Annotated in this window: 10 protein-coding genes; 8 read left to right on the top strand and 2 right to left on the bottom strand. The window is 69.4% G+C overall.

Annotation, left to right across the window (positions count from 1 at the left end; all coding sequences use genetic code 11):
• Nucleotides 1-211 precede the first annotated feature (211 nt).
• The 7 genes from J2S57_RS23870 to J2S57_RS23900 all read left to right on the top strand — a co-directional run bounded on the left by J2S57_RS23870 (nucleotide 212) and on the right by J2S57_RS23900 (nucleotide 9424).
• On the top strand, nucleotides 212-430 hold the full coding sequence (locus tag J2S57_RS23870; RefSeq protein WP_307246792.1) for a hypothetical protein: 219 nt from the start codon (nucleotides 212-214) through the stop codon (nucleotides 428-430).
• A gap of 196 nt (nucleotides 431-626) precedes the next feature.
• The gene (locus J2S57_RS23875; RefSeq protein ID WP_307246793.1) at nucleotides 627-2174 is read left to right on the top strand and encodes a TIGR02677 family protein; all 1548 of its coding nucleotides are present in this window, start codon (nucleotides 627-629) and stop codon (nucleotides 2172-2174) included.
• Nucleotides 2171-3424: a TIGR02678 family protein gene (locus J2S57_RS23880; RefSeq protein ID WP_307246795.1), complete on the top strand. Its 1254-nt coding sequence runs from the start codon at nucleotides 2171-2173 to the stop codon at nucleotides 3422-3424. Before J2S57_RS23875 ends, J2S57_RS23880 begins: the two co-directional genes overlap by 4 nt.
• Nucleotides 3421-6945 carry a TIGR02680 family protein gene (locus J2S57_RS23885; protein WP_307246797.1) on the top strand — a complete coding sequence of 1175 codons (3525 nt, stop codon included), beginning with the start codon at nucleotides 3421-3423 and terminating at the stop codon, nucleotides 6943-6945. Before J2S57_RS23880 ends, J2S57_RS23885 begins: the two co-directional genes overlap by 4 nt.
• A 3-nt stretch (nucleotides 6946-6948) precedes the next feature.
• On the top strand, nucleotides 6949-7467 hold the full coding sequence (locus tag J2S57_RS23890; RefSeq protein WP_307251107.1) for an SbcC/MukB-like Walker B domain-containing protein: 519 nt from the start codon (nucleotides 6949-6951) through the stop codon (nucleotides 7465-7467).
• Nucleotides 7460-8698: a TIGR02679 family protein gene (locus J2S57_RS23895; RefSeq protein ID WP_307246799.1), complete on the top strand. Its 1239-nt coding sequence runs from the start codon at nucleotides 7460-7462 to the stop codon at nucleotides 8696-8698. Before J2S57_RS23890 ends, J2S57_RS23895 begins: the two co-directional genes overlap by 8 nt.
• Before the next feature lie 60 nt (nucleotides 8699-8758).
• On the top strand, nucleotides 8759-9424 hold the full coding sequence (locus J2S57_RS23900) for an alpha/beta hydrolase (RefSeq protein ID WP_307246801.1): 666 nt from the start codon (nucleotides 8759-8761) through the stop codon (nucleotides 9422-9424).
• Here the strand turns inward: J2S57_RS23900 and J2S57_RS23905 are convergent.
• Nucleotides 9411-11990 (bottom strand): alpha-L-rhamnosidase, encoded by a 2580-nt coding sequence (locus tag J2S57_RS23905; RefSeq protein ID WP_307246803.1) that lies wholly within the window; start codon nucleotides 11988-11990, stop codon nucleotides 9411-9413. The two genes, J2S57_RS23900 and J2S57_RS23905, sit on opposite strands and share 14 nt — an antisense overlap.
• Complete coding sequence (locus tag J2S57_RS23910; RefSeq protein WP_307246805.1) at nucleotides 11987-15289, bottom strand: sugar-binding protein; 3303 nt, start codon at nucleotides 15287-15289, stop codon at nucleotides 11987-11989. The genes J2S57_RS23905 and J2S57_RS23910 overlap by 4 nt, the downstream gene beginning before the upstream one ends.
• Nucleotides 15290-15524: 235 nt before the next feature.
• Between J2S57_RS23910 and J2S57_RS23915 the strand changes: the two genes are divergently transcribed.
• Nucleotides 15525-16325 (top strand): transposase family protein, encoded by an 801-nt coding sequence (locus tag J2S57_RS23915; RefSeq protein ID WP_307246807.1) that lies wholly within the window; start codon nucleotides 15525-15527, stop codon nucleotides 16323-16325.
• Nucleotides 16326-16336 lie beyond the last annotated feature (11 nt).

A 16336-nucleotide genomic window follows, 5' to 3' on the forward strand; every position in this document is an offset into this window, starting at 1 on the left:
CTCGCTCCGAGGACACTTCTTGACTCATGAAGCGGGTTCGGTTTCTGATCAACAAGTCAGGATCTGAGCCCGCTTTCTGCTTGGCGATGACGAGTCGGCGGTCCTGGACGGCGCAATCGATCACGTCATCGTGCTCTCGTAGAGCAATGAGCGTGCGACCCGCGATGCCGAAAGGTTCGCGGGCCTGGACGATCTCGCATCGAAGCTGACGGTGAAGTTCGGCGGTATCCCGGGAGACAAGGTCGCCCGGATCCGGATACTGGCGCAGCGCGACGGGACCCCGGACGACGCCTTTACCGGCTGGCTGACCCGGCAGTCCGTTCTCCCGACGGCCGGGGACGACGCGATCGCCTGGAACGCTTCGATCCGGCGCCAGATTCGGGTGCAGATCCTCGACCCCGATACCGAGCGGTTGCGTTTCGAACATTGACGTCACCGTCCGTGTTCAGGTATTGCCGGAGAGTGTGCGGCCCGGCTGATCAATAAGGCCCGCTTCGGATGGGGACGACTCAAGTCCTCGGCCAGGCGCAAGCGGTCTCGCTTGGACTGAGTTACAAGCGCTCCGCGATCCGTAGTGACCCCGTACCGTGTGATCCGGCATCTATCGGCCGGGATACGGAGGCGGCATGGCGAGCGCGCGGCGACTGCCCACCGACATGTTCCGTTTCACCACGGGCGAGCGCAGCGACGTGTACACCGCTGTCCTGCATATCTTCGGTGAGGCCAACGAACGGCTGGAGACGGCACTCGGTCTGGACGACATCGCTCAGCGGCTCTCGGGGCTGGGCTGGGTCAGCCTGCTCGACGAGGACACGCTGTTCGACGTGTTGCGCCAGTTGCGGGAGTGGCGGCTGCTGGAGGCTGCACAGAATCATGGGGGCAGTTACCGCACGGCGGACGAGTACGAGCGCCGGAACCTTCTGTACGCCCTGACCCGTAACGGCGAGGCGGCGCTGGCTGGGCTGGAGCACGCGGCGGCTGTCCTGGCCTCGACCGGGGCGCTGCAGACGGCGGTGCTGGAGGCCATCGCTCTGCGGTTGGGCGACCTGGCGGTCCTGGCGGCGGATCCCGCGTCGGACGATCGCCGGGTGTTCACCACGCTGCAGGAGCTTGAAGGGCATCTGGACGGACTGCGGGCCAACACGATTCAGTTCAATGCGCAGTTGCAGCGCCTGTTGCGGGTGGAGGGCACCGATCAGCAGACCTTTCACGAGGTCAAGCAGGCCACGGTGGTCTACCTCAACGATTTCTTGGGTGACCTGGACCTTCGTGTGCAGATCATCGCGGACGCAGTGGGCGAGGTGGAGCGGCACGACATCGTTGCGCTGCGTCGGCGTGCGCTGCAGGGGGCTGATCTGCCTCGGTTGGGTGCGCAGGACCCTGGCCCGGAATGGCTGCACCGCCGTTGTACTCGGTGGGAAGGGCTACAGGCGTGGTTCCGGCCGCCTGGCGATGGCGCGGCGCGGGCCGAGCAGCTGCACATGGTTGCCCGGCGGGCCATCGTGACGTTGCTGCAGGCGCTCGACCGGCTCAATGAGAGCCGTCGCCGCTCGTCCGGTGCGGCGGAGGATCTGCGGGAATTGGCGCGGTGGTTCGCAGCAGTTCCGACTGAGGACGATGGTCACCGGCTTTGGGCGGCGGCGTTCGGTTTGGGGTCGGCGCGGCACGCGCACCTGGTGCACCCAGACCCTGAAGTCGTTGCGCCGGGCACGGCCTGGTCGCACGCCCCACCGGTTCCGGTGTCGGGCCTGATCCGCAGTGCCGGGAAGACGGAGCGGTTCGGGCGTACCGGGAAGGTCCGGGACGTGGTGGCGGTGAAACGGGCCCGGGCGCAGCGGGCGCAGGCCGAACGTCAGGAGCTGGAGGCGGCGCGACGGGCTCTGGGCACGGATGGTCCGGTCCGCCTCAGCCAGATCGGAATGCTGGAGTACGACACCTTCGTAAGGCTGATGGATCTGATCGGCGGTGCGCTCGCCGCGGTTGCCGGGCCGGACGGGGTGCGTCGGCACCAGTCGGGTGATGGGCAGATCGAGATCACGCTGTGGCCGCCCGAGCAAGCCCGGCCGGCGACGATCCGGACGTCGCACGGTGCGCTCACCGGGCCGGACTACATGGTCGATATCGTCGCTCGGGCCGACCGCGGCCGGGCAGCGCGTCGGGAGGCCAGCGCGTGAGCAATCTGCACAATCAGCTGGCGGGGGCCGAGCAGGGGGAGGTGGCCCGCGGGATCCGTCTGCTGTTGCGCAGCCCGCTGATCACCCAGCGGGCCGACCAACCTTCCTTCGATCTGATCCGGCGCCGGCAGGTGCCGTTGCAGAAGTGGTTCGACCACACCTGCGGATGGACGCTGCTGGTCGAACCGCGCCTGGGTTACGCGCGTCTGGTGAAGGTCGGGGTCCGGGACGATGCCAGCCGGCCGGCCCGCCGTCCGCGCACGAGCCGCCAGCCCTTCGACCGGCGTCGCTACGTGCTGCTGTGCCTCGTCGCCGCCGAACTGCTGAACACCCCGGTGACCACGATCGGGCTTCTGGCCGACCGGGTGAGTCAGGCCTGCGCGATCGAGGAGAGCATCGCATCCTTCGATTCCAGCCGACAGGTCGAGCGGCGGGCGTTCGTCGATGTCCTGCGGCTGCTGGAGGGTTTCGGCGCGGTGAGGGTGCTCGACGGCAGCACCGACACCTTCGTCGAGGCGCGCAGCGCGAAGGTGCTCTACGAGGTGGACGTGACCTTGCTGATCCGGCTGATGTCCGCGCCCCAGGGGCCTTCGACGCTGGCCGTGCCAGCCGAGCAGATTCCTGCCCGCTTCGAGGAACTGCTGGCCGCTCTGGTCGCCGAATCCCGTTACGGCAATAGCGAAGCCGATGGCGGCGAGACGAGCACCGTGCAGCGCAACCTGTGGACGCGGCACTCGATCCTGCGCCGGCTGTTCGACGAACCGGTGCTGTATCAGGACGACCTGAGCGTCGAGCAACGGGACTACCTGGCCTCGCCCACCGGGCGCCAGATCTTGCGCCGCTCGGCCGAACAAGCCGGATTCGTCCTAGAGGAACGGGCCGAAGGGTATCTGCTGGTCGACCCGGAGGCCATCGCCACCGACGAGACGTTCCCCGAGGGCGGCTCGACGGTGAAGGTGACGGCGCTGCATCTGCTGGATCATCTGCAGCCGCCGGGCCAGAGCCGCTCTCGGCCCGAACTGGTAGCTGTCGCCCAGCAGCTCCTGGACAGCAACTCGAAGTGGGCTCTGAGCCACCGTGGCGATGACGGCCCGCGCACCCTGACCGGCCAGGCCGTGGACCTTCTGGTGACGTTCGGGCTGGTGCGCGAAGCGGGCGCCCTGGTGACGTCATTGCCAGCCGCCGCTCGTTACGAGATCGAGGTCACCGCCGCTGAGCCCGCGCAACCGGAGAGGACGACGTCGTCGTGACCGTGCAGGACCAGCACCGGCACCGCCCAGAGCGGGGTGAGCCTGAGCGCTGGAGCCCGAGCCGGGCCGGCATCCTGAACGTCTGGCGCTACTACGACGAGGTCTTCGAGTTTCACCACGGCCGCCTGCTGATCCGCGGCCCGAACGGCTCGGGCAAGTCGAAGGCACTGGAACTGCTGCTTCCGTTCGTCTTCGACGCGAACCTGCGAGCCAGCCGGCTGTCCACCTTCGGTACCGGCGACCGGGCCATGCACTGGAACATGATGGGCGAGGGCACCGGGGGAGCGGTGACCCGGGTCGGCTACGTCTGGCTGGAACTGAGGCTCGGCTCTGATACCTGGTTCACCTGCGGGGCCCGGCTCTCGGCCACTACCCGCACCAGCAGCGTCAAGTCGGACTGGTTCACCACCGATCAGCGGGTCGGCCACGACCTGCACTTGCTGAACGACGCCGGGCAACCGCTGACCAGGAAAAGCCTCGAGGAAGCGGTGCACTCGCGAGGCGCCGTTCACGCCAACGCCGGTGAGTACCGCGATGCACTGCGGGCCAGGCTTTTCTGTGGCCTGAACGAGGGCCGCTACGAGGCCATGATCAGCGCGCTGCTGCAACTGCGCACCCCGAAGCTCTCCCAGCGGCTGGATCCCGGCCTGCTCTCGGACCTGCTCTCCGCAGCCCTGCCTCCGCTGGACGAGGGCGACATCGCCGAACTGGCTGAAGGCTTCGAGCGGCTGGACCGCCAACGCGAAGAGGTCAAGGAGCTGGACGGCATCGTCACAGCGGCCGCAACCGTGGCCCGCCAGGCCCAGACCTACAGCCGCCGGGTGCTGCGCGCCTACGCGGCCGATCTGATCTCCGCCACCACGAGCCTGGACACGGCGAGTCAGAGCGCCCGTGACAGCCAGGCCGACTACGACCAGGTGAAGGCCCGGATCACCGAGATCCAGCAGCAGATCGAGACCCTGAACGAGCAGATCCCCGCCTACGAAGCCCGGATTGAGGGCTTGACCAGCAGTGACGCCTACCGCGAGGGCCGCGAGCTCGACGGCCTGCGCCGCCGTGCGGAGCAGGCCCAGGAGCGGGCCACCCGCCTGAGTGCACACTCCGAGCAAGCCCGGGACGAACTGCTGGACCTGCAGGAGCAGACCCAGAGCCAGGAAGAGATCCTGCGATCGGCCACCCAGGAACTCGAACGTGATCGCGCCGGCCTGATCCGGGCCGCGGAGCGGGTGGACATGTCCGCTCGCACGCCTGCAGACGGCCTGGAGGTGGACGCCCTTGCTGCCCGGAACCTGATCGCCCTCTCGGTGCGGGAACGTCGGCAAGAGATCAGTCAGATCCGCTCGGCCCTGAGCACGAAGCGCGACGCGGTGCATCGGCGCGAACAGACCGAGAAAGTTAAGGACGAGGCGGTCACCGGACGTCAGTCGGCTCTCGGCACGCTGGAGGCGGCCAAGGAAGCCCTGGAAACAGCCATCGAGCAACAGGCTGAGCGGCTGATCGTATGGGCATCCGCCTGCATCCTCCTGCCGATACCGATCGAGCCGCTGGGTGCGGCCGCCGCCGAAGAGCGCGAGGTCCAGGTCCTGGTGTCGCAGGCGCGCGACCAGGTCGTGCAGGGGATCTCGGACGAGCGCTCCGAACTGCAGCACCGGCATCGCCAGGCCAGGTCTGAGCACGAGAGCGTCCGTGCGGATCTGGAGCGGACCCAGAGCGAAGTGCATCTACCGCCGACGCCACCGCACACCCGCACCGCCGCCCGGCAGAACCGGCCGGGAGCGCCCTTGTGGCAGTTGATCACCTTCCGCCCGCACATCCCCGAACCCGAGCAGGCCGGGATCGAGGCAGCGCTCGAGGCCAGTGGCCTGCTGGACGCCTGGGTCGCTCCCGACGGGAAGTCCCTGGCGATCGACGGGCACGACGTCTTCGCCCAGGGGGCCCGCCCAGCGGTTGATGGGCCCAGCCTGCGTGACGTCCTGATTCCGGAGATTGCTCCAGCGGTCCCGCCCGCCGCCGTCAATGAACTGCTGGCCGCGGTGGCCTATGGCAGCACCCTGCCCCCGCGCGGTGAGAGCGCCATCGGCGCCGATGGCAGCTGGCGGCTGTCCGCGCTGCACGGCACCTGGAGCAAGCCCGAAGCCGGCTACATCGGGGCCACCGCCCGGGAGCGGGCCCGCAGGCTGCGCATCACCCAACTTCAGAGGCAGCTGCAAGCACTGGACGCGCTGCTGCAGGAACTTCAGGAAGCTCTGGATCTGCTGCAGGAGCGAGACCAGCGCCTGGCCGAGGAGATCCGGTCCCGCCCGGACTTCCGGGCCGTGGACGACGCCAGCGGCAAGGTGCTGCGTGCCCAGGCCGACGCCTCAGCCGCCGAGCGCCTGCTGGCCTCCGCGCAGGAGCATCTGAAGGCTTCCGAGGTCGCGGCGAGAGAAGCCCTGCAAGCCCTGATGAATCTCGCGGCCGAGCACCGGCTTCCGGCCGACGAGAGCACGCTCAGCGCCGTCGAGGCGGCCCTCGGTGACTTCCTGACCGCGGCCGGCACCTGGGCCAGCGCCCATCAACGGACCAAAGCCGCCACCGGCGTAGTGAAATTCGTCATAGCCCAGCGCACCAGAGCCGAACGTGCCGCCGGACAGGCCGACCAGGAAGCCACCGCAGCACGAGCCGACGCCCTCTCCCTGAGCAACCAGCTGCAGGCTGTCCAGGACGCGATCGGCTCCACCTACGAACAGATCCTGGCCGATGTCAGTGCCACCCGAAGCCAGCGCAGCGCAGCCGAGAAGGAGCGCGATAAGCAGGTATCCACTCGGCTCGACCTCACCCGCAAGGAGGGAGAGCTCCGAACGGCCCGGCTACGCGATGCCGACCACCATCGGCAAACGCTCACGGTCCGGAATCAGGCGGCCGACGCCGTCCTCGCGCTCCTGGGCGGTTACCTGCCCCAGGACGCGGGTCTCGAACTGGATCTCGGTGAGCGGGATGGCTCCCGCGCCGCTCTCGAGGCGGCCCGGGCGATCGCCGCGGCCTGGCCCACCGTTCCTCACGAGCAGCGGCTGATCACCTTGGCCCAGAGCAAGCTGATGGAGACGCTGCACGCCGAGCAGGACATCCTGGCCCGCCGAGCCGACCTGGAGCTGGCCACGGAGAACGACGTCGCGGTGCTCAACGCCTCGATCGGTGGCCTCCGGATGAGCGCCGCCGCTCTGCTGCACCGGCTGAGGACCGAGCTGCAGAGCAGCCAGGACGACATCACCGGCGCCGAGCACCAGCTGTTCGAGCGGACTCTCACCGGTGATACCCGCCGTCACCTGGCGGCCCGGATCCGTCAGGCCGAGGAACTGGTGCACAGCATGAACGAGCGCCTCGCGATGGTCCGCACGGCTTCCAGCGTCGCGGTCCGGCTCACCTGGCAGATCGACCCGCAACTGCCGGACGGTACCCGAGCCGCCCGGGAGCTGCTGCTGAAGGACCCGGTCCGGCTGTCCGAGCAGGACCGCGAGGCTCTGCACGTCTTCTTCCGGTAGCGGATCGAGGAGGCGCGGGCCGCGAACACGGCCGCCAGCTGGGAGGAACAGCTCGGCCAGGTCTTCGACTACACCGCCTGGCACCATTTCCAGGTCAACGTCGAACGCGGCAAGGGCCTGGGCTGGGAGAAGCTGACCAGCAAACTGCACGGCGCGCTCTCCGGCGGGGAGAAGGCCATCGCTCTGCACCTGCCGCTGTTCGCGGCCATTGCCGCGCACTACCAGGCAGTGCCCCTCGGCCCTCGGATCATACTGCTGGACGAAGTTTTCGTAGGTGTGGACACGGTCAACCGCGGCCAGGTGTTCGCGCTGCTGGCCGCCCTCGACCTGGATCTGATGCTGACTTCCGACCATGAGTGGGGCACCTACCGTGAGCTCGACGGGATCGCCGTTCACCAACTGGAGACCGGCCTCGGCCAGGACCAGGACGATGCGGTGACCAGCGTCCGGTTCATCTGGGACGGGACAGACCTGGTCCCCGACGTCCCCGACGTCCCCGACGTCCCCGACGTCCATGAGTGACTGGGCCACTCGTCCCCAGCTGCGCCCGCTGTGGCAGGCGCTGCACGCACGGCTCTCCTCCGGTCAGGTGGTCAGCTCGATCCGGGTGGGGCGGGAGTGGTCCGAGGTCGAGCGCGAGGCCGTGGCCGACCTGCTCGGACTTCCCCGGCTCCCAGCCGTCGGCGCCACCCTGAGCCTGGCCCGGATCGCCGACGCCGTGCGGGAGATCGACGGCGGCGAGATCGCCGAAACCCTCGAGCGGGTGATCGGCCCCATCGGCGACCGTCGCGCTGAGCGCTCGCTGGCCCAGAACGAGAGACGGGCGCTGTGGACCTGGCTGCGGGAATCCCCGCAGGTCCAAGCCGAACCTGCATTGCTGGAATGGGTCTCGTACCTGCGGGCCGGCGGTCTGGTCGGTGGATCGGTCACGGAGACCAGGGAACTGATCGACCGGGCTCTGAACGTTCTGAAAGCCCTACCCGCCGAAGGAGAGCCGCTCCCCATCTTCGCCGACCGCGTCCTTCATGATCCGCACGCACTGGACGAGGGAAGTCGGCTGGCCACGATCGTCCATCGAGGGCTGTCCTTCCAATACGGTCAGCACCTCACGCCTCGCGAACTCTGGGCGCTGGCCGGGGTGGAGGCCGACGAACTGTCCTCCACCGTTCTTGTCGCCGGGCTGGTTGCGCAGGTCGATGGCACTGGATCCGCGCTCAAAGTGTTGCGAGCCGGCGCCGCATCGGGGGAGGCGAGTGTCCTCACTCTGCAGCAGGTCCGCAGCATCCCTGAGGTGCGCTGGTCGAGCGGCGTGGTCCATGTGGTCGAGAACCCCAGCGTCATGGCCGCCGCACTGAGGCGTTTCGGATCGCGATGCCCAGCGCTGGTGTGTGTTTCGGGATGGCCGAGTGCGGCTGGCATGCTCCTGCTGCGCAGGCTCCAACAGGTCGGTGCGGAGCTTCAGTACCACGGTGACTTCGACGGTGATGGACTGCGTATCGCGGCTCACCTGGTGGCCAAGGTGGGTGCGGTTCCGTGGCGGATGAGTGTGGCTGACTACGACCAGGCGGTGACGCAGCGGACCTCGGGCCCGGCAGTAGGGCGGGTGAGCGAGGTGCCGTGGCACGGCAGGCTGACCGCCCGAATGCTGGAAACCGGGATCGCGGTGAGCGAGGAGACGGTGGTCGACGTGCTCCTGGACGATCTGTCGGTCTTGCTCGAGGGCAGTACCGGAAACGGTTCGTCACAGGTCTGAGGCCAGCCCGTGCGCAGCCGGGGTGTCCCGTTGATTCGTCCAATGAGTAGGGTGACCGGTGTGTTCCGATCGCCGTTTGATGTCACGCTCGTGCTGCCGGGCGGCGGGTACCGCGTCCATGCCCCGCACGAGGCGGAACCGATCGTCGAATGGCTCGGTGCCCAGGGCTGGCACGCGAAGATCGTTGACTACCCGCTGAACACGGCACACCCGGCCCCGTTGCGTGCCGTCTCGCGCGCGGTCGCGAGAGAACGTGCGGGCGGTGCCCGCCGGGTCGGCGTGATCGGGTTCTCGGCCGGAGGGCACCTCGCCGGACTGTCCGCTCTCGCCCCCGGCCTCGAGCCGGACGAGCGTCCGGACTTCGCGGTCCTCGGCTACCCGGTCGTGAGCATGGTCGACGGTCCGCACACCGGCTCGCGCGCCGTGCTGCTCGGCGACGACGCGGACTCCTCCAATGACACTGCGGCACGGTCGCTTTCGCTGGAGACGCTGGTGCGTCCGGACTCCCCTCCGATGTTCGTGTGGCACACGGCGGAGGACGACGTCGTGCCCGTGCGGCACTCGTACCTCCTGGGTGAGGCACTCGCGGCGGCGCGCGTCCCGCACGAGTTGCACGTGTTCCCCGGCGACGTGCACGGGGTGGCGCTCGCCGCCGGCACCGACGCCTCCGCGTGGACGGGCCTCTGCGCCGACTGGCTGACGCGCCTGCCCGTCACACCTCCGTGACGAGCGCGCGCAGCACGGTCGTCCCCGCGCGGACCTCGGCGTCGCGCGCCCCGAGGCGGGCGGTCCCCGTCGTCCCCGGCGGGAGCGTGACCGTGAGCACGATCTCGTCGCCCTCGCGCACCCAGCGCGTCGTGATCTCCCCGTGCGGGGCCTGCAGCCGGCCGTTGACCCACTCCAGCCGCGGGTCGATCGACGGCGCGACCAGGACGCGTCGGAAGCCCGCCGAGTCGTCGGCCTGCGCGATGCCGGCGACGTCCGAGTAGATCCACTGGCCCACCGACCCGAGCGAGTAGTGGTTGAAGGAGTTCATCTCCGGCGTCTGGAAACCGCCGTCCGGGGTCCAGCCGTCCCAGCGCTCCCAGATCGTCGTGGCGCCGTTGTCGATCGAGAACCCCCACGACGGGAACTCCCGCTGGAACAGCAGGTCGTACGCCAGATCGGGGCGGCCGAACCGCGTGAGCGTCGGGCACAGCAGCGCCACGCCGTGAAAACCGGTCGTGAGGCGTGCGCCGCGCTGCTCGATCTTGTCGACGAGGCGGGCGAAGAGCGCCGGGCGGCGATCTTCCGGGGCGAGGTCCCACGCCAGGGTCATGAGGTATGCGGTCTGCGAGTCGCCGTGCACGCGGCCCTTCTCGCCGAGGAACGCCTCGACGAACGCGGCCCGGATCAGCGCGGCGCGGGTGTCGAGCTCCCGGGCCGCCTCGTGTTCTCCCAGGACCTCGGCGATGCGGGCCGCCGTCGCGGTGGCGTGCGCGTGGTAGGCCGTTGCGACCACCTCCTTGGGCGTGTGCTCGTCGACGGACAGCCAGTCGCCGTAGTCGTTGCCGCGTCGCGAGCGCCAGAGACCGTCGGGGTTGCGTTCCGCCACGTAGTCGAGCCACCGCCGCATCGGCCCGAACATCGCCCGCAGCACGTCGACGTCCCCGTAGGCGCGGTACAGGGTCCAGGGGACGAGCACGATTGCGTCGCCCCAGCCGGGGGCGCCGTAGTCGAACAGGGTCGTGCCGGGGGAACGGGGGATGACGTCGGGCACCGACCCGTTGGGCAGCTGCGCCGACACGAGGTCGTCGAGCCACCGCCGCAGCAGGGCCTGCAGGTCGGCGTTCAGCGTGGCCGTCGGGGCGAACACCTGCACGTCGGCGGTCCAGCCGAGCCGTTCGTCGCGTTGCGGGCAGTCCGTCGGCACCGAGACGACGTTGCCCAGCTGACCCCAGCGGATATTGCCGATCAGCCGGTTGAGAAAGGGGGACGACGTGGTCACCTCTCCGGTCCACTCGACGTCGCTCGAGAGCACGGCGGCGCGCACCTGTGTCGGGTCGACGTCGGCACCGCTCAGTTCGGCGTACCGGAAGCCGTGGAACGTGAACACCGGCTCCGTCGGGGTGGTTGAGCGCACGTGGTCCGTGGCCTCGGCGGAGCGCAGGTTGTCGGTGTAGAGCTCTCCGTCCGCGTCGAGCATCTCGCCGTGGCGCACGGTGAGCGCATGGTCCGGGCTCGCCGGCAGACGGAGGCGGCCCACGAGGTTCTGCCCGAAGTCGATGATCGTGCGGCTCGCGGTGCGGTCGACGGCGACGGGGGCGAGCTCGTCGACCACGCGCACGGGCTCGTCGCGCTGACCGATCAGCGGACCGGGGTCGGCGTCGAGCACCTGCGCCGGACGCCATCCCGAGTCGTCGAATCCGCGACCGGTCCAGCCCGGGGTTTCGTGCGTGCTGTCGATGTACTCGCCGATCAGAAGATCGGCCCAGCGCCGTCTGCCCGCGTGCTCGCGCCACGACTCGTCCGTGCCGAGAACGGTTCGCCCGCCGTCGGTGTCGTCGATCACGAGGCGCGCGAGCAGCTGGGGTGCCGTGCCGTAGTGGTGGGCGTGGTGGCGGTGGTCGAAGCCCACGAAGCCCGACCACCATCCTTCGCCGACCTCCGCCGCGAGCACGTTCTCCCCGGTGTGCACGAGGTCGGTGACGTCGAAGGTGCGGTACTGGATGCGCGTGCGGTAGTCCGTCCAGCCGGGGAGCAGCTCGTCGTCGCCGACCCTGGCCCCGTTGATGTACGGCACCACGAGACCGCGCGCCGTCACGGTGAGCCGGGCGCGCACCGGCGCGGCCGGGGTCGCGAACGCGCGGCGCAGCTGCAGCGGCGGGCTCAGGTCTTTCGTGCGGAGCGTCGGACGCACGGGGGCGTCGCTGTCGCGATCGGTCGCGTCGATCGCGCCGTTCGGCTCGGGGTCGCGGCCGATCCACACGACCCCCGACCAGTCGCAGACGCCGGTCTCGAAGGTCGACTCCGCGCGGGAGCGTGCGCCCTGACGATCCTCGACCTCGACGGTCCAGACGTACGACGTCTCGGGGATGAGCGGCGGGCCGTCGTAGCGCAGCCGGGTGGAATCGCCCTCGCGAATCCCGCTGTCCCACAAGGCGTCTGCGGCGGAGCGCACGGTCACCCGGTACGAGACCGGTGTCGCGCCCCGGTCGTCACTGCGCAGCGCCCAGGACAGCTCGGGGTCGGGGGCGTCGACCTCTCGTGGTTCGGCGCGGGCATCGACGCGCAGACGGTACGGCTCGATCATTCGAAGATCACCGGCTCGAACAGCTCAGTGTCCTTCGCCGTGGTGATCCCGCCGCCCCACTGGACCCACCCGCGGGTGCCGTCACCGTCGGTGTCGTTCGCGACGATCGACAGGGAGGCGGCGGAGGCCGGGGTCAGGCCGATCGGCTCGAGCAGCGACCACGGGACCGCGGCCTCGTAGACGGTCGTCTTAGTCGTCCCGTCGCGCACGGCCGCGACATCCGCCGAGGTGAGGAAGCCGTCGACCGACCCCGAGGGGTACCGGTACAGCTGAGGGCCCTCCGGGGTCAGGGCGAAGCCGAACTCGATGCGCTCCTGGATCTCGGGGCGCAGGTCGCTCTCGCCGGGCCAGTTCGGCGCGACGGCGAACTGCAGTCCGTCGGCCTGCCAGGTCGCGGTATTCGTGAAGGGCTGCACGTGGACGTCGTCGGTGACCTCGGCCGTCAGGTAGAGGTTGTCGTCGTCCCACGTGAACCAGGTCTCGGCGGCGAGACTCGACCCCTCGACGCCGGGTGCCGTGAGCGTGGTCGACGGCAGTCCGGCGAGGTCGTCGTGCACGCCGTCGATCTCGATCGTGTGCTTCGGCACCCGGGGAACGTCGGACCGGGGGAGGGCCGAGAGGGTGCCCGACGCCGACACGTCGCCGGCGCCGTCGATCGTGAGAGCTGCCGTGTAGGCCACCTTGCCGGCGCCCGCGGGCGCCGGGGTCGACTGGAGCGAGACGGTGGCTCCAGGAGTGACGTCCAGGTCGACCTCGACCGTCTCGGTGCTGTCACCGAAAGTCCACGATGCCTCGGAGACGTGCTGGGCCGCGTCCTTCATGTTCGTGTACTCGGCTTTCACCACGTCGTCGGCATCGTCGATCGCGTGCTCGACCGTCAGCGACGACACCCGCGGGCGCAGCTCGGCGACCGCCGGGGACGAGGTCTGCCCGTCGACGGTCGCCTCGATCGTGAGATCGGCGATCGTCTGCCGGAGGTCGGTGCCCGCGGTGATCCCGAACGTCACGTCGGCCTTGCCGCCGGCGGGGACCGTGACCGGTTGCGCTGCGCCTGCGACCTGCCAGCCACCCTGGGCGGTGGCGGCGACCTCGGCGGTCACGTCGGCGTCGTTGAAGTTGTAGACCTCAGCCGTGACCGTGGTGGTGGCCGTGCTGTCGAGTCCGTATCCGTACAGCTGTGAGTTCTTGGAGGTCTCGGCGTCGAAAACGGGCTGGATGACGACGCGTTCGGCCGCCGTGAAGTCATCGGCGTCGATCGGGTCGGCGGGGGCTGCGGGCGCCGGAGCGGCCATGAGGTCGGGGAATTGCGCCGCGGACAGGTAGACCGGGTCGGGACCGACGGTGAACGCCGCTACTGAGCCGGAGACCGTGAGGTCGCCGTCGCGACCCATGAGGTCGACGAGCGCGGTCTCGCCTTCGACGGGGACCGTCACCTCGGTGTCGGCAGGCGCCCAGAGCACGGCGGCCGGACCCGAGCCGGTGTCGAAGACGTAGGCCGAGACACCCTCCGGAAGGCCGTTCAGCTGTCCCGCATATCGGCCCTCGCCGAGTTCGCGGGTCATGACCGACTGCGCCGCGAGCGCCGCCATCGGCTCGTCGGGGCTGCGGTACATGCTCCAGTACGACGCACCCTCGCGGTACGGCGCGGCGATGAAGAAGAACTGCCTGGTCGAGCCCCGGGCGAGCGACTCGGCGGCCGAGCTCACGATGTAGCGCGCCTGCAGGGTCTCCTGCGCGGCGGTCGGCAGCTCGTTCGCGTCGATGTTGTTGAGCGCGATGCCGCTCTCCGTGACCCATCGGCCTTTTTCGTCGCCACCGTACGGCTGCGCGGCGTCGAGCTGCGAGGAGAAGTCCGGGTGCGCGTTGATCGACGCCGAGGAGTTCACGGTCGTGTGCGTGTGGTACGCGTAGGCGTCGAGGTAGTCGAGAATGCCGTTGCGGAACTGCCACTGCGCGTAGTGCGGGTCGACGCCGGCGAGACCGCCGTTCACCAGGAGCGCGTCCGTGCCCGAGTCGAGGAAGCCGAGGGCTGCGGCCTTCATGACGGCCGCGTAGCGGTCGGCGCCCTCCGACTCGAGCGCGAACTTGCGGTTCTGCTCGTTCCAGAGCTGCCACGCGTCCACGAGTCCGTCGTAATGCTCCCCGGCCGCGAACGCGAAGTCGTACATGTCGCGGAGGTCCTGCGGGAGCTCCCGCGTCGACGTGCGGGTCCAGGACGGGCCGTCGTGGAAGGACGAAAGCGTCTTCAGCCCGGCGGCATTCGCTGCCTGCAGCCAGTTCCAGGGCTGTTGCTCACCGGAGAAGTCGAAGCTGCCTCGCGCGGGGTTGATGACGTTGTTCCAGCGCTGCCGGTCGCGGATCCAGTCGACGCCGGTGAGCGACAGCACATGCGCGAAGGCGTCGGCGTCGTCGGTCGCGATGAGCTTCGACCCGTAGACGTCGACCGCGAAAGGGCTGTCGTCGATCGCGGGTCGGGACGACGCCGCGGGCAGAACGGCGAACGCGCCCTCAATGCCGTTCTCCGACCCGGTGATCCGCGCGGACACCCGGTACGCCCCGGTGTCGAGCGCGGCGCCGAGGTCGATGGATGCGGCGGTCTCGCCGGTCTGCGCCGTGGCCTCGCCCTCGGCCACGACGGCCCCGTCGTAGTCCGTGACGCTCCAGGTGACCGGCACGGGGCCCGGCGCCTCGGCGTTGAGCGCGGCCGCGAGCATGACGTTCTCGCCCTGCTCGAAGACGCCGAAACGATCGGGGGCCGTCGCCGATTCGAGGGTCGCCTCGACCGGCGTGAGGGTGAACGTGTCGAGGAACAGCGCGTAGTTCGTGTTCGGCGACACCCGGCGCTCGGTGACCTGGAACTCGATCGTGTTGACGCCGGCGTCGAGGGCGAGGGTGCCCAGCTCGTAGCGCCGCAGTTCGTTCGTGACGACCGAAAGCTCACGGGCGCCGCGACTCTCGTGCCAAGCTCCGTCGTTCGCCCGCACCCGGAACGGTGACGCCCATTCCACACCGGTCCGGATCGTCGTCGCGTCGAGCCGGTAGAGGGAGGCGTCGTCGACCTCGACCTCGTAGGTGGCGGTATATCCGCCTGCGGGGGCATCGGCCGCGGTGTAGAGCTGCAGGGACGAGCCTCCGCTGGCTCCGGTCTGCGCGGCGGCGCCGGGCACCATGGTCGTGGCCGTGGGGTTCTCGCCCTCGATCGTGAGGGGCCCGGCGGCCTGGGCGGGGCTCGAGACGAGCAGACCCGTGGCGAGCATGACGGCGGCTACGCCGGCGACGCGAAAGCGGGGAAAGGCCACAGAGATCTCCTTCGATCCGTGGTGGGACGGGAAGGAACGCTCAGCCCTTCAGGGCACCGGCGGATCCGGCACCCGTCAGGAACTGAACGTTTTCCAACCTCCTGAGGCGCAGGGGGCTCAGGGGTCGCTGCTGTCACGGGGGCGGTAAGGGTGCACGTGGCGGTGGCCGAAACCTGAAGAAACCCCTGGTGGGATCACGATTGTCGAGATCAAGATCCATCACCAGGAGTTCCGAGTGCTTGTCTACCGCTCAGGCATGAACGTGTCCACCCAACACCTGCGGTTCGTCACGAACGCGTTGCGCACCCAGCGGAAGCAGAGCGGAACTCGCTGGCGCGTGTTGTCCTCCGGGCAGCAGGCTTTGATGCTCCTGGCCCACCTGAAGAAGGGCGAGACCTACCGCGACCTGGCCATCGGCTTCAAGGTCGGCACGAGCACGGCCTACCGCTACCTGCGCGAAGGCCTGGAGGTCCTGGCCGGCCTCGCCCCGGCCCTGGAACAGGCCATCCAGGCCGCGGCGAAGAAGGCCTACGTGACCTTGGACGGAACACTGCTGCGTATCGACCGGGTGGCCATGGCCTCGAAAGGCGACCGCATCTATTACTCCGGCAAGCACAAGACTCACGGGGTGAACGTGCAGGTCATCGCCGATCCGGCCGGCCGGCTGATCTGGGCATCACCGGCCCTGCCCGGGGCCCGCCACGACGCCGGAGCCGCCAAGGAACACGGAATCCCCGCTGCTCTGGGCGCGGCCGGCGTGAGCACGTTCGCCGACACCGCCTACATCGGTGCCGGGCCTACGATCCGGGCGCCGTTTCGTCGACTGCGCCACGACCGCAGCTCCCACCTCTTCACCCGCAGGGAGCTCTCAACCGGCCAAAAGGCCGTCAACACATCGATCTCGCAGATGCGAGCTCCCGGCGAGCGCGCCAATGCCGCCCTCAAGAGCTGGCGTCTCCTGCACAAGATTCGCTCCAGTCCCGCTCACGCGACGCGGCTGGTGAACGCGGTTCAGGTGGTGATCCTCAACTCCTGAGGAGGTTGGAA

The organism is Kineosporia succinea, from assembly GCF_030811555.1.
GTDB classification, from domain to species: domain Bacteria; phylum Actinomycetota; class Actinomycetes; order Actinomycetales; family Kineosporiaceae; genus Kineosporia; species Kineosporia succinea.